The following is a 14,523-nucleotide window of genomic DNA, read 5'->3' as shown; positions in this document are numbered from 1 at the left end:
CTTCGCACTCCTTCGCGGGCAAGCCACGCTCCTACAAACCTGTGTGTTGCAGTGCTCAATCGGTTTGCCATCATATAGCCACTTCCGTAGAATGCTTTCCCCATAAATCAGGCCTGCGACCTGACCAGAAAAAAGCCTTTGTGTGCACCACGCCCTCCGTAGCCGGCGCAGTAACGCCGTGCCCGTGGGCTCCAAGGCTTTATTCGAGGATCGGTCAATGCGGGTCAGAAATCTCTCCATCGGCGCCAGGGCCGGGTTCGCTTTCGCAATCCTGGCGGTGCTTGTCTTGCTGCTGGGTGCGGTCGCCATTTTCGAAGCGGAGAAAATGGATTCCTCGACCAAGAAGATCACCGGCTACTGGCAGCCCGGCAGTCATGCCCTGGCCGAAGTCGGCCTGGCCCTCGGCCGGACCCGCGCCCTGACCCTGCGCTCGATCCTGCAGCGTGATCCCCAGGAGCGCCAGCGCACCCTGGAGCTGATCACCGAGCGTCAGGGCGAGATGACCAGCAACCTCAAGTTCTACGAGGACAGCATCGCCAGCCCGCGCAACCGCGAGCTGTTCGACGCCTTCAACAGCTCCTACAGCCAGTACTCCGAACTGCAGCGCCAGTTGCTCGACGCCGTGCGCGCCGACCGCACCGAGGACGCCATCGACCTGCTCAACGGCCCCATCGTCGCCCATGCCGACAACATGATGAACGACCTGAGCAACCTGATCCGCTACAACTACGATGGCTTGCTGGAGTCCGGACGGGTCAGCGGCGAAGCCTATGACCGCGCCATCGTGATCATGGCGGTGACCCTGGTGGTGATCCTCCTCGCGATGATCGCCATCGCTGCCGTGCTGACCCGCAGCATCGTCCTGCCGCTGCATGAAGCGGTGGTGGTCGCCGACCGCGTGTCCCACGGCGACCTGACCCAGGAAATCAACGTCTACGGCAAGGACGAGCCGGCGCTGCTGCTGGAGTCCATGCGCACCATGCAGGAACGCCTGCGCACCACCATCCGGCAGATCGCCGAATCCTCCGACCGCCTGGCCTCGGCCTCGGAAGAGCTGCATGCGGTCACCGACGACACCAGTCGCGGCCTGCTGCAGCAAAGCGCCGAGATCGAGCAGGCGGCCACGGCAGTCAACGAGATGACTGCCGCCGTCGAAGAAGTCGCCAGCAACGCGGTGACCACTTCCGATGCCTCGCGCCGGGCCGACGACACCACCCAGCATGGCCGCTCCCAGGTGGACCAGGCGCTGGCCTCGATCCAGAGCCTGGTCAGCGATGTCGGCGAAACCGCCCAGGAAGTCGAGGACCTGGCCAACCACGTCAACGACATCAGCCGGGTGCTCGATGTGATCGGTTCGATTGCCGACCAGACCAACCTCCTGGCGTTGAATGCCGCCATCGAGGCCGCGCGCGCGGGGGAAGCGGGGCGTGGTTTCGCCGTGGTCGCCGACGAGGTCCGCGCCCTGGCGCACCGCACCCAGCAGTCCACCGAAGAGATCGAGCAGATGATCGGCGGCGTGCAGGCTGGCACCCACCGGGCGGTCAGTACCATGCACAGCAGCCAGAGCCAGGCCAGCCAGACCCTGGTGGTCGCCCAGGCCGCAGACGAAGCGCTGAAGGTGATTGCCGAAGCCATCGCCTCGATCAACGAACGCAACCTGGTGATCGCCAGCGCCTCGGAAGAGCAGGCCTCGGTGGCGCGGGAAGTGGACCGCAACCTGGTGAACATCCGCGACCTGTCGATGCAGACCTCGGCGGGGGCCAACCAGACCAATGCGGCGAGCCAGGAGCTTTCGCGGCTGGCGGTGGAGCTGAATGTGATGATTTCCAAGTTCAAGGTGTGATTGTCGGCTTCACTCCAACCCTGTGGGAGCTGGCTTGCCAGCTCCCACAGGGTCAGTGTCGCTTGCACTTGCGTGAAAAAAGTTCCCTTCCCCCGACATGCGGTATTTGGCTTCATGCCTCGCTAAAACCCCGTCCCAGAGCCTCTCCTGGCTGAAAAACATCCTTTCGATATATATCCAAAAGCCTGTTGTCGCCGCTTCGCCTCGCCACTAGCCTCAACCTGCTAACGCTCACATCACTGCCACCCAAAGCGCATTCGGGAGGGACCCTCGCGCTTGATGACCGAGGTGCATCATGTCGTTTAGTGCCGACGTATTGAATGTTCTGGCACGAGAAGTCTCTCCCAACCTGCGCATGAACATCCTGCACGGCCTGATCGTGCAACTGGGATTCGATTTCTTCGGATTTACCTGCTGGACCAGCTTCGGCCCGCGCCCGACGCTCTGGGGCACCTGGCCGGCAGGCTGGATCCAGAAATACAAGGCCAGGCAGTACCTGGAGGTCGATCCCAGGGTCGCGCACTGTCGGCGCTCGATCCTGCCGATCTCCTGGAACGAGAACTTCTTTCGCGGCGCCCCCGGGCTATGGGATGAAGCCCAGGCCTTTGGCCTGTGCCATGGCTGGTCGCAGGGCGCGCATTCGGAAGGGGTGTTCAGCATTCTCGATGTAGCCCGTGAAAAGGGTGCGATAGGCGACGAGGAGTGGTACGAAAAAGCCGGTCAGGTGCTGCTCCTGTGCAACCTGATCCATATGCAGCAGGTCGACGACCTCAAGCGCAGGATCGAGGCCCTCAATCTCACTACTCGCGAAATCGAAGTACTGCGCTGGTCAGCCATCGGCAAAACCGCCGAGGAGGTGGCAGACATCCTCAACCTGTCGGAATCGACGGTGAACTTCCATTTGCGCAATAGCATCATCAAGCTCGGTGTTCAGAACAAGGTGGCCGCCATTGCCAGGGCGGCGCAGCTGGGCCTGTTCATCAATTGCGAAGAGCGGCGGGTCAGCGACGAACCTACCCATTACCGGCGACGCTCGAGTGATTGGGCGCTGGCGTCCAGTGTTTGAGCTAACTCATTGATATTGCACTGTTATGACGACTGTCACGGCAAAAACGCCCCTATTTGGGGCGGTTTTAGTTGTGCAAGACAGGAACAATTCTTATCTGCGCTCCGCGCAGTGGCAGAAAGCCAGTTTTACCGGTCAATTCGTTAGCTAGCTTTGCTCTTGGCCTGTTAGTTGCCTCTCAAAATGCATTGCAATGTCGCCATTGGAGAGGTCTATGTCGCTATCAAGCAACTCCATGCAGTTATCCGCTGAAGAGCGCCGTTGGTTGCCGTGGTTTGGCAAGACCGGCAAATTCGCCATGGGCTGGGCCTGCCGGGTCAACCGCACGGCCTATCCGGTGATCGAGCAAACCTTTGAAGCCATCGCCGACACCCGGGTCAAGCTCCTCACCGGCTGGGCCGTGGAGCAATGGGAACACCTTGCCGAACTGGCCCAGGGCATCGATGGCCTCAGTGCCCTTGACGGGCAGGTCCTGCAGGAAAAACTGCAACAGGCCGAGGACTTCTCCGAACTGTTTGTCGTCGATGCCACCGGCACGCTGCTGGCCTCGACCTGGAACGGCGCGCAGGCGCGCAACCTGAATCCCGCCGCCCTGGCTGAAGGCCTGAAGGCGCCGTTCCTTCATGGCCCCTACAGCGATCCGCTGACCCTGGTCATCGGCCCGTCCTCGTCGCGCTTCCATGATGAAGTCACGCTGATGTTCTACCAGCCGCTGAAAGTCGCCGGCAAAACCCTTGGCTGCCTGTGCGGGCGGGTGCCCAACGACGTACTGGGTGACCTGATCCAGCGCGAGGCCGGGCATATCTTCGCCGAGTCCGGGGACAACTACCTGTTCATGGTCCAGTCGCGTTTCGACCGCAACCTGCAACCGGGCGTGGCGCTGTCGCGCTCACGCTTCGAGGACGGCACCTTCAGCCATGGCGAAAACCTCAAGAGCGGCGTGCACACCGCCTGGAAAACCGTGCAGGTGCAGCGCCACACCGAACTGGAACTGCGCTTCACCGACCCGGCCACCCAGCAACTCCACCCCGGCGTGCGGGAAACCATCCGCAACGGCTCGAACCTGTTCGTCACCTACCCGGGCTACTCCGACTACCGGCATATCCCGGTGGTGGGCAAGGGCGTGACCTTCCAGTTGCCGGGCTCGCCGGACCGCTGGGGCATGATGTGCGAGGCGGACCTGGAAGAGGTCTACCGCCGGCGCTCCCTCAGCTTCGGCCTGATGAAACCCTATCTCGCCACCATGCTCGGCCTGTTCGCCTGCAACTATGGCGTACAGCACTACAGCGGCTTGCCCCAGCACCTGATCGACCTGTGCGAGGCTGCCAGCCTGGTGATCGCCGCCCTGGTCTTCAGCGCCCTCGGCCCGAAGCGCCTGGCCGCGCGCCTGACGGAAATGACCGGAGTGATCCGCACCATTGCCGAGGGCGAGGGCAACCTGCGCCAGCGTCTGGACCCGACGCGCATGGCCAATGACGAAACCGGCGACATGGGCCGCTGGATCAACAGCTTCATCGACCACCTCGACTCAGTGGTGGGCCAGGTGGTCAAGGCCAGCCACAGCGTTGGCACCACCAACCAGATGATGATCGGCCGCAGCCGCAAGGCCAGCAGCACTTCCATGGAAGTGGCGGACGCGGTGCACCGGATGATGGTCATCGTCGAAGAGCAACTGGGCGAAATCCAGCAAGCGTCTGCCGGTGCCGAGCAGATGAAACAGGCCATGGACGAAGTGGTCGAGCGGGCGCGGGAGCAATTCCTCACCGTGCAGCAGGGCACCCAATCGATCCGTGACGTGGTCGAACGCTCGGCGTCCAGTGTGCAACTGCTCGACAGCCGCATGGCCGAGATCGGCAAGATCAGCGGCCTGATCAGCGACATCACCAACCAGACCAACCTGCTGGCCCTCAACGCTGCCATCGAAGCGGCCAGGGCAGGGGAGCACGGCCGCGGCTTTGCGGTGGTCGCCGACGAAGTGCGCAGCCTCGCGGCGCGTACTTCCAGTGCCGCCGAGGAAATCCGCGTCACCGTCGAAAGCCTGCAGGGTGAAACGCGCAAGGCGGTCGGCTTCATGGAAGACGGCGTGCACAATGTCGACCAGAGCCTGGGCCTGGCCGAACAGGCCTCCTCGGAAAACGTGCAGTTGCACCAGGCGGTGGAAAACATGTTCCAGATCATCCAGCAGCTCAACCAGCGCAGCCTGGACTACGGGCGGACCATCAAGGAAGTCGACCAGTCCTCGCTGGAAATGCACCAGACGGTCAACGTCCTGCATGCCAGTGCGGAAACGGTGCGGCTCAATGCCAACAAATTGCAGAAACTGGTGGGGCTGTTCGAGGTCACCCGCACGGGCGCGCAGCGGGAAGCCGCCTGAGATGAAAGGCGAGGGGCAGGGCGCTTTCCGGGCGCAAAGCGGCCCTGTCACCGGGCAGAAACTTTTTTTAAATCAGGGGGTTGCAAGGGTGGGGGAATGTGGACATAATGGCGTCCATCGAAAGCGACGAGAAATAAAAAATCTCAACGTTTTCAACGAGTTAGGGAAATCGAGAGATTTCTGAAGCTCATGAGGCCGAGTAGCAAAGTGGTTATGCTCCGGATTGCAAATCCGTCTACGCCGGTTCGATTCCGACCTCGGCCTCCACTATTTCAAGCCCCGCAGATTAAGTTCTGCGGGGCTTTTTAGTTTGTGCGGGATGATGCCGGAGTTCCGGAACTGCTTAGAGGAACACGGCCATCGTTTCGGTTTTTTGTGAGTTTCCGAGTACATAAGGACATGTTCATGCGGGTCGTCACAGTCGTAACTTTGTTCGCTTTAACGCTGGCCGGTTGCTCCGGCATCCCCTCGGTTCCCTATGAGGAGCCTGCTCAATCAGATGGGGTGGCGCGTCTTCGCGTGATCACCAACTCCAGTGTGTATGGCGACAGCATCACGGGTAATTGTGCCCCTGCTACCCGTCACAAGATGGCTGATGCCGGACGCTTCGGGCGGGACGGAACCGCCAACCTCAACTATCCCCAATATCCCCTGAACCCCTCGAGCACTGGCATGCCAGCCAGGCTTGCGCCCGCTCTTGTCGACTACGTTCCCTCCATCCGGATGGCTGAAGGTGCCTATAAAGAGGTCGTAACCGAGTATCGCGTCAGGACTGATTTGCCGTTCCAGATTGCAACCTTGGGCGCGACCATTGGCAGTTATGGCAGCACCTACTCTGCTTGCGGTGCCGAAGCGCACGTTTACAAGCTCGAGCCAGGGAAAGACTACGAAGCGTTGGTCGGGGTGGGTAGCAGACCAGGTAGTGATGGCGGGCAAGAGCTTGTTTGCATGCTCGGCGTTTTTGAACTTGCGCCCTTGGGGCTGACGTCAATCGTGGTTCCGCGGAAGCTGACAGCCTCTGCGCCTGCGCAGGTGGTGTGCAAAAACTAGGCGCTGTACAAAAGGACGTGGCGCCTACGCCGTTGTTTATCGGGCGCCAGCGGTAGTATTCCGGTTTTCTACACAGGTGAGTCTGGCGCTATGGTTATGTTCTTGCTGCTTTCTGGGCTTGGTCTGATGGTGGCCATGCAGGTGGTTATCTTTTTCGTGGCGTTCAAGAATTCGCCAGGTCAGGCGCTGGTTTGTTTATTGATACCGTTTTATGTGTATGTCTACGCGAAGAAGGATCCCCAAGCGAAGCCGTTTCTTAAGCTTTGGTACGCCGGGGTGGCGCTATTGATCGGTGGGGTGGTCGCGTCATCGTGACCCGCTGAAGTTGCAGCATGAGTTTGCTGGGCAGGCGAAACCTCAGGGCCTCAGGCCCACAGAGGCTGCGTGTCAGGTCTGGTGTAACCCCAGATGCGTGGCACTCCATCCTCCAGGGAAAAGGCTAGATTGTGTTTTCGTAGCGTGGAGATTAGCCAATCGGATGAGACCGCTCTGAGCTCGATCCACTCGATTTCTGCTACTGGATGGATGTGGTAATGCCATTCTCGATCCCAGTCCGTGCAGTAATCGCCTGGAGCCAAGACGCTGTGCAGTCTGAATTCTGGCTTCATTTGCGGAGCGTCTGTCATTGCTTTGATCAGCTCAGCCCATTTGGTGTTGTTCATGATGGGAAGAATCTTACCTGACGTCAGCAGCCTGCGAATTTTCGATTTTTCTACTTCGTTGAGTTCGGGTAACTGATGCATAGGATTCGCCGAATTGTATGAAGTGAGTAGCGCGAAGACAGAAAGTATTTATTTTCGTCGACTGCATGCTGAGCGTCGAGTGGTAAACAAACCCGCCTTCTCCTTCTGGCCCCCTAAATGCCCTGGAAAAATGCCAGGGTGGCGGTTAACCTGCTGCTATTTGTTATTAGAGAGAAGGGGACAGAAAAGGGGACCAGAAAAGGAGAAAAGAGAAAAGGAGAAAAGGAGAAAAGGGGACAAGAAAAGGGGACAGATTTATTTTCGAGAGAAAAGGGGAGAGAAAAGGGGACAGATTTATTTTCTCGTCTCCTTTTCTCGAGTGTCTGAGTCGAGTGGAAAATAAATCCGTCCCCTTTTTCGCTGGTGACCGTGAGCTTCATGTTGGACCTCATTCCTTGGGTTGGAGCTTCTATCCTAGACCGAATCGCCGGGGCGCGGCTGCGTCATCGCACGATATGCGTCCACTGGGTTACGCTTACCCAGGATCGAATATCCCGGGATGGAACCAGAGTGCTGGACTTGTTGATGACCTACGTGCTGGCCCCAGTGGCGGCAGCCGTTTTCTTTCCGATCGGTTGGCCGATCGTCAAGCTGGTCACCTGGGGGCGCTACCCCAGAAAGGGCATGTGGTTCAAGGATACGCCCGAGTCGAACTGGACAATCGGGGCAGGCATGGCTGTCTTGGTGATTGCCATGATGGTGGCGCTGCAACAGTTCCAGATGCTGTAGTCGTCACAGGTCCTGCGGGACATAGGTGACTCCAGCAGCACGCTGTAGGTCCGGTGGCCGAATTGAAGTTTTGCGAGGGTTAAGTTCGTATGTCGTGTAGCTGTTTGAGCGCAGAGAGTTGCGTCAGCTTCGGTGAGTCGGAAGAGGCGTTTTGCAGGGGCTGTGCGTTCATCAGCCAACGCCCCGACCTCAATTTGTACCAGTGCCGAAGCTGCGGAACTCATTGGCAGATCGATACCGATGGCAGGTCAGACCTGGCAATCAAGGTCGAGCATCCAGACCACTGGGCTACCTTCAATGATTTGCCCCTCAGGCGCGATTTCTTCATCCGTTTCCATGGTGGTGAGGATCGGACGAAATGCCTGTGGGCGAACTGCCCGAATTTCGCCCTGAAGAATATGGCGATCTGCGTTGATCACGCCTATCCGGAGTTCTCTCCCGGCGGCGAGTAACAGGGAACAGCAATTAAGCCTTGAAAGGCCGTTCAAGCCACTCCATCAATACCCGATCGGAGCGCATTACCCCAAGGGCCTGATCAGCTCGCCCCCCTGATTGCGGACGTTACCGACACCCCTGCCCACCGCAAACCAGCGAAAATCCTCTGCCGGCCTGCAGCCCTCCCGCACGATTTCAGCCGCTCGCCCAGGCGCAGTACCAGGATCAAGCCATTCCACCGCCATAGCCGCCGTCAGCACCAACGGCTTGCGCTCATGAATATCCACCAGCCCTCGATCAGCTTCAGCGGTGATGATCACAAACCCGTCCTGCTCGTCAGCCTCAAGCCCTGAATGAACCTGCGCCAACGCCGCGAAATACAATGGTGCACCGTCCACCGGCGTGATGTAGTAGGGCTGCTTGCGCTTCACATCCTGCGCATCCGCAATCCACTCGAACCACCCATTCGCCGGCACCAGCGCTCGCCCATGGGGCCACAATGCCTTGAAGAACTTCCCCGTCATCACCGTCTCGGCCCGGGCATTGATCGGATCCGGCCGCGTGCCCTTCGCCCAGAACGGCGCCCATCCCCATTTCACCTTGTCGACCCTGACGCCACCCGCAGCCGGGGTGATGATCTCGACCTTTGTACCCGGTGCGACGTTGTAGCGCTCGATCGGCTCATGGTCGTAGCCATCAATCACGACCAGGTCGAGCGACAGCTGGCGCAGATAGTGGTCCATCGACTCGTAGAGCGAGTACCTGCCACACATGGCCATTACCTCGTTTGTCAGAAATTTCCTACGCGTCATTGACCGGGCGATTTACGCCGGATTAACTGTATATGCATACAGTTTGCATCGAGCCCGCAATCATGACTATCACCATCCTGGGTACGCCGACCGGCGGTACCGAATCCCTTCCGCTGTATTCCTTCCGTGTTCCGGCGGGTTTTCCGTCGCCTGCGGCCGATCATCTTGAAGGCCATATCTCGCTCGATGAGTTGTTCGATATCCGCGCGCCCCATGTGTATGTGGTGAAGGTTGAAGGCGACAGCATGGAAGGCGCCGGTATCTACTCGGGCGATCTGGTCATCGTCGACCGCGGCCGCGAGGCCGAGCACGACGATATCGTCATTGCTGCCGTGAACAGCGAGCCGGTGTGCAAGCGCCTTTATCGGCGCGACGGGGTGGTGATGCTCAAGTCGGAGAACGTCAAGTACCCGACCCGCTACATTCTGGAAGGCGACGAATTGCTGATCTGGGGTGTTGTACGCTATAGCGTGCGCGACCATGCGCAGTGACCAGGTGTTTGCGCTGATCGATTGCAACGCGTTCTATGCAAGCTGCGAGCGCGTGTTCAGGCCGGACCTGGCCAGGACTCCTATCGTGGTGCTGAGCAACAACGATGGTTGCGTGATCGCGCGAAGCTACGATGCCAAGCCGTTCGTGAAGATGGGCGAGCCATACTTCCAGGCCAGGGAAAAACTGCGCCGGCACGGCATCGTGGCGTTCAGCAGCAACTACGCGCTGTATGGCGACATGAGCGAACGGGTGATGACGCTGATCGAGTCGAGGGTGCCGAGCGCCGAGGTCTATAGCATCGACGAATGCTTTGCCGACCTGACGGGTATCCCAGGTGATCTGAACGTGTTTGGTCGTCAGCTTCGATCGCGGGTCCTGCAATGCACCGGTATTCCTGTCGGGGTGGGAATCGCCCGGACCAAGACCCTGGCCAAGCTGGCCAACCACACCGCCAAGCGCTTGCTCGCGCACACCGGCGGGGTGGTGGATATAACCGCTGATTTTCAGCGTGACTGGGTGCTGCGCAACACCGAGGTCAAAGAGGTATGGGGCATCGGCAAGCGCATGAATGCACACCTCGCAGGCATGGGGATCCGGACCGCCATGGACCTGGCCAGGGCCGATCCGCGGCTGTTGCGCGAGACATTCAGCGTGGTCGTTGAAAAGACGGCCCGTGAACTCGCCGGTACGCCTTGCCTGGAACTCGAGGAGGTGGAACCTGCGAAGCAGGAGATCTGCTGCAGCAGGATGTTCGGCAAGCGCCTGAGCGAGATCGAGCCCATTCGGCAGGCCGTGGCTACCTATGTGGGGCGTGCCGCGGAAAAGCTCCGGGCCCAGGGCTCGCTGTGCAAGCGCATGCGGGTGAGCATTCGCACCGGCATGTTCAATCCCGATGAGGCGCACCATGCCCAGGGTGCCTTGGTGGAGCTGCCGTACCCCACCAATGACACCTTGCTGCTGACGCGACTCGCGGGCAAGGCGCTGGAGCAGATCTACCGGCCCGGCTATCGATACAGCAAGGCCGAGGTGCTGCTCGTCGATCTGCGCCAGCCGGGAGCGTTTTCGGAGGACCTGTTCGCGGCAAGGCAGACGCTGTCCTGCGATCGACTGATGCAGGTAATGGACACTATCAACGGACGTTGGGGCCGGGGGACCATGCGCGCCGCCAGCGTGCCATTGGCACCGGACTGGGGCATGAGACGGGACATGCTGAGCCCGTCGTACACGACCAGGCTCGATCAGTTGTGGACCGTTCGCTGCAATTGATTGAATGACGGCGGGGCGTCCATGGGAGCTGGCTCATTGGGCCTGCTGCCGTGTTGTTTACGAGTGGCTGCATGCCCGGAGCGATCGGAAAACGCTAACCCTGGAAAAGGGGGCCGAAAAGAGAAAGCAACGTGATGCGCCCGGCTCAAACAGGGCGATCACTTCACCTGAAGTGCCAAAGCCAGCGCACTTCGAATGCCTCCATGCTTCTCCTCGACATACAGCGGCGCCGTTTTCCAGTCGTAGAACCAGGCAGGCATTCGGCGTTTCTCATCCGGCTCGTTGGCGAAGCGAGGAAACAGGTGGCAATGCAGCTCGGGCTCGGAGTTTCCAAGGATTTCATAGTTGATCCTCGCGGCACCCGTGACCTGCAGCAGCGCATCGCCCAGTCGGGCCATGTCGAGGAGGTAGGCGGCCCTGGCGTCCGCGTCCAGATCGTTGAGGCTGGGTACCACAGGATCAGGCAGCAGGAGGCAATATCCCTCAAGAAACTGTACATCGCCCATCACCGCCCAGCCCGAGGGCATTCTGCAGATGACTTTGTCGTTGGTGCCGTTGCGCGCCATTTCCACACGTTGGGTAATCAGAGACATGGGTCAGTCCACAATGAAGAGTTTGGCGCCGACAGGCGTTGATGAACGGTGCGCCTCGGCGTTGTCGCCGACCTGATAGCTCATGCCCGGGTGGAGCGTGAAAGTGCGACCATCTTCCAGTTCGGTGTCCAGTTGCCCTTCGAGGCAGAGCAGAATATGACCCTTCCGGCACCAATGATCGGCCATATAGCCCGGGCTGTACTCAACCAGGCGAACCCGTATTTCCCCAAACTGGCAAGTGCGCCAATACGCCGTACCGGTCTCGCCTGGATAAGCAACGGGATCGATCGTTGACCAGTCTGTGGTTGCAAAGGGAATTGCGGTCAGTTCCATGACACTCTCGTAGCAAACAGTGGGGCTCGAACCATACCGATGGCGCCGCTCTGTCGATAGGCACAGACTGCGGGGAATTTGAACATACAGAGCGAAGTAGGGGTTGCCTCCACTACTCGCAAAACTACTCAGCCGCGCCTGCGCAGCCATTCATCCGCGACATCGCCCATATTGGCTGGCGCGCCACTCTTGATCCAGGCCATGAAGGCCCGGTCGAACTTGAACCCTTCGCCACATTCGCCCAACAGAAACTGCCGGACCTTCTGCGTGTTGCGGTAACGGGCGTCGATCAGGGTAGTGCGAGTGATGGGCCCGGCATGCCAGTCGAAGTTCATGTTATTCGTTACCCCTCCGGCGCAGTCACGCCGCTGATAAACTCATCCGTCCCAAGTCGGTGAGAACCATACTCTACGACGTAATCCCCACCCCGACGATCCGCCTCGGCCCTGGCGGTTTTCTGGTCGGCATAGACATCGACGAAGTGCCACGGATGCCGGTCCCGCAAGACACCCCAGCCCAGCACACAGCCCTCGTTATCAGGATCCGCCGGCAGGTTTTTCGCCAAGCTGCGAATAGTCATGTCGTTCTCCTGGTGGATGCAAACCACGACGGAAACAACCGTCACCTGCAAACATGGCTCAACGATGGAGCACTGGCAATACAGACCGACCCATCATCAGTCGCCGTGGCGGCCGTGTAATCCGCCTGGTTATAAATCCCGTGATTACGGTAGTGAATTCAGCATCGCAATCGCGGGTGAACCCGCTCCCACAATGATCGCGGCGCGGCTCAATAACTGTTCTCTGGGCGACGGCAATGGCGGCGGGCAGCGCTGCGCGCGCGCAACCTGTACTATCGGCGACCTTGTTCACATGACCACGAGGAGCCTGAAGTGAGAGGCCTGGAAAAATTCGTATCGCTGCGCTTTGTCGTGCTGATGCTGTTCATCGCGTTGGGCGCAGCGTTGCACGGCGCCGGCAAGGTCGGTTTCTGGGGCATGCTGGCGATCATGATGGCGCCAAACGTGTTCTTTGCGCTGCTGCGAGCAAGAAAGTCGAACGACGCTCAGGGCTGAGAAGGGCGGGTTGCTGCGGCGCGGGAGTGATCCGCAGTGCGCTCGCGCCACAGGAGGACGCCCAGCATGAGACTCGTGCTGACACCCGGCATCAGGAACAACGCAGTGATCTTCGGCACCTCGGGCCAGAAGGCTCCACCCACCACCACGCTCCACACCGGGCAGGCCACCCCGCCGGCAATCAGCAGCCAGCGCTTGGGCATCACTGGCTCACTGGCCTTGGCCAGTGCATAAATGCGCCACCCGGACCACAGGCTGAAGGACGAAATGGCGCAGATCCCCAGGGCCCAGGTGACGCTGCGCACGTTCGGCTCGATGAATGCCATCGGAATGAACACGGCGACGATACCGTAGAGGAACAGCAGGGTCACCGGCAGCAGGCCGACCAGTGCGACGAGGGTGAGGGCGATGCGAGGTGCGGTAAGCCTGTTCATTGCGCTCCTTGGCGATTCGAGTGCCATGTCCTGGCGATTGACCCTACATTGAACGCTCGAATCCTGAGAAATCGGCCAGCTGAGCGGTGGGATCGCCCATGACTTCAACAACCTGCTGACACCGATCATGGGCACCCTTGACCTGATCCGCCGACGCTTGCCCGACGAGCGCTCCCAGGCCCTGGTCGAAGGCGCGCTGCATGCGGCGGAGCGGGCCCGCAGCCTGGTCGGGCGCCTGCTCAGTTTCGCCCGGCGGCAGACCCTCAAACCGCAGGCGGTGGACCTGCTGGCGCTGGTCAATGGCATGCGCGAGCTGATCGAGCGCTCTCTCGGGCCGCGGATCAAGGTGGTCATCGCCATTGAGAAGGGTTTGCCGGCGCTGCTGGTCGATCCCCATCAACTGGAGCTGGCGGTGCTCAACCTGGCGGTGAATGCCCGGGATGCCATGACCGAGGAAGGCTGCCTGGAAATCAGCGTCCAGGCCGAGGAGGTGCCCGCCGGGCTGGTCAAGGGGTTGCTGGCCGGGCGTTATATCCGCCTCAGGGTCAGCGACAACGGCAGCGGCATGAGCGCCGAAACCCTCAAGCACTGCATGGAACCGTTCTATTCCACCAAGGGCGTGGGGCAGGGCACCGGCCTTGGCTTGTCCACGGTGCAAGGGCTGGCGATGCAGTCCGGTGGCGGTATTGATATCGACTCGGCGCCGGGCGAGGGCACCCGTGTCAGCCTGTGGTTGCCGGTCACCGCGCAGGCGGTGCGCGACGATGAACTGCCTGCCGAGATCGGCGCCGTGTCCGCTGGGTTGCAATTGCTGCTGGTGGATGATGACGAGCGGGTGCGCAGTACCACGGCGTTGCAACTGCGTGAGCTGGGTTATCGGGTTGTCGAGGCGGATTCGGCGAGCAGCGCGTTGCAGTTGATTATCCAGGGCGTGCAGGTCGATGCCCTGGTCACCGACCAGTTGATGCCGGGCAAGGCCGGAGTCGAACTGGCCCGGGAACTGCGTGAACATCTGCCCGGGTTGCTGGTGCTGATCATCACCGGCTACGCCAACCTGTCACCGGAGCCGTTGCAGGGCTTCGAGGTGCTGGCCAAGCCGTTTCGCGGGCGGGAGCTGGCGGCGGCGCTGGGGCGCTTGCTGGACGAGGCGCCGGGTCTGGTCGCTAAATAGTGCATCACCACGGACCCTGTGGGAGCTGGCAAGCCACCCACAGGGTTTTGAGTCGGCCGCAGGACCTGACGAACTGCACCACGCCACGCATCAAGCCTCGCTAGACT

At 60.4% G+C, this 14,523-nt stretch carries 19 protein-coding genes and 1 tRNA gene; 12 read left to right on the top strand and 8 right to left on the bottom strand.

Annotated elements, in window-relative coordinates; genetic code table 11:
• Positions 1 to 217: 217 nt before the first annotated feature.
• The 6 genes from AC2CQI_RS09185 to AC2CQI_RS09160 all read left to right on the top strand — a co-directional run bounded on the left by AC2CQI_RS09185 (position 218) and on the right by AC2CQI_RS09160 (position 6,648).
• Positions 218 to 1,843 carry a methyl-accepting chemotaxis protein gene (locus AC2CQI_RS09185; protein ID WP_075805272.1) on the top strand — a complete coding sequence of 542 codons (1,626 nt, stop codon included), beginning with the start codon at positions 218 to 220 and terminating at the stop codon, positions 1,841 to 1,843.
• A gap of 295 nt (positions 1,844 to 2,138) precedes the next feature.
• Positions 2,139 to 2,909 (top strand): autoinducer binding domain-containing protein, encoded by a 771-nt coding sequence (locus AC2CQI_RS09180; RefSeq protein ID WP_484579945.1) that lies wholly within the window; start codon positions 2,139 to 2,141, stop codon positions 2,907 to 2,909.
• Positions 2,910 to 3,102: 193 nt separating this feature from the next.
• On the top strand, positions 3,103 to 5,283 hold the full coding sequence (locus tag AC2CQI_RS09175; RefSeq protein ID WP_484579944.1) for a methyl-accepting chemotaxis protein: 2,181 nt from the start codon (positions 3,103 to 3,105) through the stop codon (positions 5,281 to 5,283).
• Positions 5,284 to 5,476: 193 nt separating this feature from the next.
• Positions 5,477 to 5,550, top strand: a tRNA-Cys gene (locus AC2CQI_RS09170).
• Positions 5,551 to 5,688: 138 nt separating this feature from the next.
• Positions 5,689 to 6,333, top strand: coding sequence for a hypothetical protein (locus AC2CQI_RS09165; protein WP_484579943.1), 645 nt, complete (start codon positions 5,689 to 5,691; stop codon positions 6,331 to 6,333).
• 96 nt (positions 6,334 to 6,429) lie between these two features.
• Positions 6,430 to 6,648: a hypothetical protein gene (locus AC2CQI_RS09160; protein ID WP_484579942.1), complete on the top strand. Its 219-nt coding sequence runs from the start codon at positions 6,430 to 6,432 to the stop codon at positions 6,646 to 6,648.
• Positions 6,649 to 6,698: 50 nt separating this feature from the next.
• Here AC2CQI_RS09160 and AC2CQI_RS09155 read toward each other — a convergent pair whose 3' ends face one another.
• The gene (locus tag AC2CQI_RS09155; RefSeq protein WP_484579941.1) at positions 6,699 to 7,076 is read right to left on the bottom strand and encodes a DUF6678 family protein; all 378 of its coding nucleotides are present in this window, start codon (positions 7,074 to 7,076) and stop codon (positions 6,699 to 6,701) included.
• A gap of 525 nt (positions 7,077 to 7,601) precedes the next feature.
• Here AC2CQI_RS09155 and AC2CQI_RS09150 point away from each other — a divergent pair.
• The gene (locus AC2CQI_RS09150; RefSeq protein ID WP_075804409.1) at positions 7,602 to 7,805 is read left to right on the top strand and encodes a hypothetical protein; all 204 of its coding nucleotides are present in this window, start codon (positions 7,602 to 7,604) and stop codon (positions 7,803 to 7,805) included.
• 248 nt (positions 7,806 to 8,053) lie between these two features.
• Here the strand turns inward: AC2CQI_RS09150 and AC2CQI_RS09145 are convergent, their stop codons facing one another.
• On the bottom strand, positions 8,054 to 8,224 hold the full coding sequence (locus AC2CQI_RS09145; protein ID WP_178392017.1) for a hypothetical protein: 171 nt from the start codon (positions 8,222 to 8,224) through the stop codon (positions 8,054 to 8,056).
• A gap of 99 nt (positions 8,225 to 8,323) precedes the next feature.
• Positions 8,324 to 9,013, bottom strand: coding sequence for an SOS response-associated peptidase (locus tag AC2CQI_RS09140; protein WP_484579940.1), 690 nt, complete (start codon positions 9,011 to 9,013; stop codon positions 8,324 to 8,326).
• 101 nt (positions 9,014 to 9,114) lie between these two features.
• Here AC2CQI_RS09140 and AC2CQI_RS09135 point away from each other — a divergent pair, with 101 nt between their 5' ends.
• Both AC2CQI_RS09135 and umuC read left to right on the top strand, forming a co-directional pair.
• Positions 9,115 to 9,543: a LexA family protein gene (locus AC2CQI_RS09135; RefSeq protein WP_075804339.1), complete on the top strand. Its 429-nt coding sequence runs from the start codon at positions 9,115 to 9,117 to the stop codon at positions 9,541 to 9,543.
• Positions 9,533 to 10,810: a translesion error-prone DNA polymerase V subunit UmuC gene (umuC, locus tag AC2CQI_RS09130; protein WP_484579939.1), complete on the top strand. Its 1,278-nt coding sequence runs from the start codon at positions 9,533 to 9,535 to the stop codon at positions 10,808 to 10,810. The genes AC2CQI_RS09135 and umuC overlap by 11 nt, the downstream gene beginning before the upstream one ends.
• A gap of 158 nt (positions 10,811 to 10,968) precedes the next feature.
• Here umuC and AC2CQI_RS09125 read toward each other — a convergent pair whose 3' ends face one another.
• The 4 genes from AC2CQI_RS09125 to AC2CQI_RS09110 all read right to left on the bottom strand — a co-directional run bounded on the left by AC2CQI_RS09125 (position 10,969) and on the right by AC2CQI_RS09110 (position 12,316).
• The gene (locus AC2CQI_RS09125) at positions 10,969 to 11,403 is read right to left on the bottom strand and encodes an HIT family protein (protein ID WP_484579938.1); all 435 of its coding nucleotides are present in this window, start codon (positions 11,401 to 11,403) and stop codon (positions 10,969 to 10,971) included.
• Between the two features lie 3 nt (positions 11,404 to 11,406).
• Positions 11,407 to 11,736 (bottom strand): DHCW motif cupin fold protein, encoded by a 330-nt coding sequence (locus AC2CQI_RS09120; protein ID WP_484579937.1) that lies wholly within the window; start codon positions 11,734 to 11,736, stop codon positions 11,407 to 11,409.
• A gap of 128 nt (positions 11,737 to 11,864) precedes the next feature.
• Entirely contained in the window at positions 11,865 to 12,071 is a 207-nt protein-coding gene (locus tag AC2CQI_RS09115; RefSeq protein ID WP_075804335.1) for a DUF6434 domain-containing protein, read from the bottom strand.
• Between the two features lie 8 nt (positions 12,072 to 12,079).
• Complete coding sequence (locus tag AC2CQI_RS09110; RefSeq protein ID WP_075804334.1) at positions 12,080 to 12,316, bottom strand: hypothetical protein; 237 nt, start codon at positions 12,314 to 12,316, stop codon at positions 12,080 to 12,082.
• Between AC2CQI_RS09110 and AC2CQI_RS09105 the strand changes: the two genes are divergently transcribed.
• Together AC2CQI_RS09105 and AC2CQI_RS09100 are read left to right on the top strand one after the other, a co-directional pair.
• Positions 12,315 to 12,632, top strand: coding sequence for a hypothetical protein (locus tag AC2CQI_RS09105; protein WP_484579936.1), 318 nt, complete (start codon positions 12,315 to 12,317; stop codon positions 12,630 to 12,632). The genes AC2CQI_RS09110 and AC2CQI_RS09105 overlap by 2 nt on opposite strands.
• Entirely contained in the window at positions 12,629 to 12,811 is a 183-nt protein-coding gene (locus tag AC2CQI_RS09100) for a hypothetical protein (protein WP_075804333.1), read from the top strand. Before AC2CQI_RS09105 ends, AC2CQI_RS09100 begins: the two co-directional genes overlap by 4 nt.
• On the opposite strand, the gene AC2CQI_RS09095 is transcribed toward AC2CQI_RS09100, so the two are convergent.
• On the bottom strand, positions 12,802 to 13,245 hold the full coding sequence (locus AC2CQI_RS09095; RefSeq protein ID WP_484579935.1) for a hypothetical protein: 444 nt from the start codon (positions 13,243 to 13,245) through the stop codon (positions 12,802 to 12,804). The genes AC2CQI_RS09100 and AC2CQI_RS09095 overlap by 10 nt on opposite strands.
• A 127-nt stretch (positions 13,246 to 13,372) precedes the next feature.
• Between AC2CQI_RS09095 and AC2CQI_RS09090 the strand changes: the two genes are divergently transcribed.
• Positions 13,373 to 14,416 carry an ATP-binding protein gene (locus AC2CQI_RS09090; RefSeq protein ID WP_484579934.1) on the top strand — a complete coding sequence of 348 codons (1,044 nt, stop codon included), beginning with the start codon at positions 13,373 to 13,375 and terminating at the stop codon, positions 14,414 to 14,416.
• Positions 14,417 to 14,523 lie beyond the last annotated feature (107 nt).

It is taken from the genome of Pseudomonas sp. P2S-1 (genome assembly GCF_057197725.1).
This window is presented reverse-complemented; position numbering and strand designations above follow the sequence as displayed.

Excerpts from the sequence above, each read along its gene's own strand:
- AC2CQI_RS09090 (WP_484579934.1), top strand. The coding sequence starts at position 13,373 with ATGGGCACCCTTGACCTGATCCGCCGACGCTTGCCCGACGAGCGCTCC.
- AC2CQI_RS09095 (WP_484579935.1), bottom strand. The coding sequence starts at position 13,245 with ATGAACAGGCTTACCGCACCTCGCATCGCCCTCACCCTCGTCGCACTG.
- AC2CQI_RS09175 (WP_484579944.1), top strand. The coding sequence starts at position 3,103 with ATGTCGCCATTGGAGAGGTCTATGTCGCTATCAAGCAACTCCATGCAG.
- AC2CQI_RS09150 (WP_075804409.1), top strand. The coding sequence starts at position 7,602 with ATGACCTACGTGCTGGCCCCAGTGGCGGCAGCCGTTTTCTTTCCGATC.
- umuC (WP_484579939.1), top strand. The coding sequence starts at position 9,533 with ATGCGCAGTGACCAGGTGTTTGCGCTGATCGATTGCAACGCGTTCTAT.
- AC2CQI_RS09125 (WP_484579938.1), bottom strand. The coding sequence starts at position 11,403 with ATGTCTCTGATTACCCAACGTGTGGAAATGGCGCGCAACGGCACCAAC.
- AC2CQI_RS09110 (WP_075804334.1), bottom strand. The coding sequence starts at position 12,316 with ATGACTATTCGCAGCTTGGCGAAAAACCTGCCGGCGGATCCTGATAAC.
- AC2CQI_RS09160 (WP_484579942.1), top strand. The coding sequence starts at position 6,430 with ATGTTCTTGCTGCTTTCTGGGCTTGGTCTGATGGTGGCCATGCAGGTG.
- AC2CQI_RS09115 (WP_075804335.1), bottom strand. The coding sequence starts at position 12,071 with ATGAACTTCGACTGGCATGCCGGGCCCATCACTCGCACTACCCTGATC.
- AC2CQI_RS09165 (WP_484579943.1), top strand. The coding sequence starts at position 5,689 with ATGCGGGTCGTCACAGTCGTAACTTTGTTCGCTTTAACGCTGGCCGGT.
- AC2CQI_RS09120 (WP_484579937.1), bottom strand. The coding sequence starts at position 11,736 with ATGGAACTGACCGCAATTCCCTTTGCAACCACAGACTGGTCAACGATC.
- AC2CQI_RS09140 (WP_484579940.1), bottom strand. The coding sequence starts at position 9,013 with ATGTGTGGCAGGTACTCGCTCTACGAGTCGATGGACCACTATCTGCGC.
- AC2CQI_RS09180 (WP_484579945.1), top strand. The coding sequence starts at position 2,139 with ATGTCGTTTAGTGCCGACGTATTGAATGTTCTGGCACGAGAAGTCTCT.
- AC2CQI_RS09135 (WP_075804339.1), top strand. The coding sequence starts at position 9,115 with ATGACTATCACCATCCTGGGTACGCCGACCGGCGGTACCGAATCCCTT.
- AC2CQI_RS09185 (WP_075805272.1), top strand. The coding sequence starts at position 218 with ATGCGGGTCAGAAATCTCTCCATCGGCGCCAGGGCCGGGTTCGCTTTC.
- AC2CQI_RS09155 (WP_484579941.1), bottom strand. The coding sequence starts at position 7,076 with ATGCATCAGTTACCCGAACTCAACGAAGTAGAAAAATCGAAAATTCGC.
- AC2CQI_RS09105 (WP_484579936.1), top strand. The coding sequence starts at position 12,315 with ATGTCGTTCTCCTGGTGGATGCAAACCACGACGGAAACAACCGTCACC.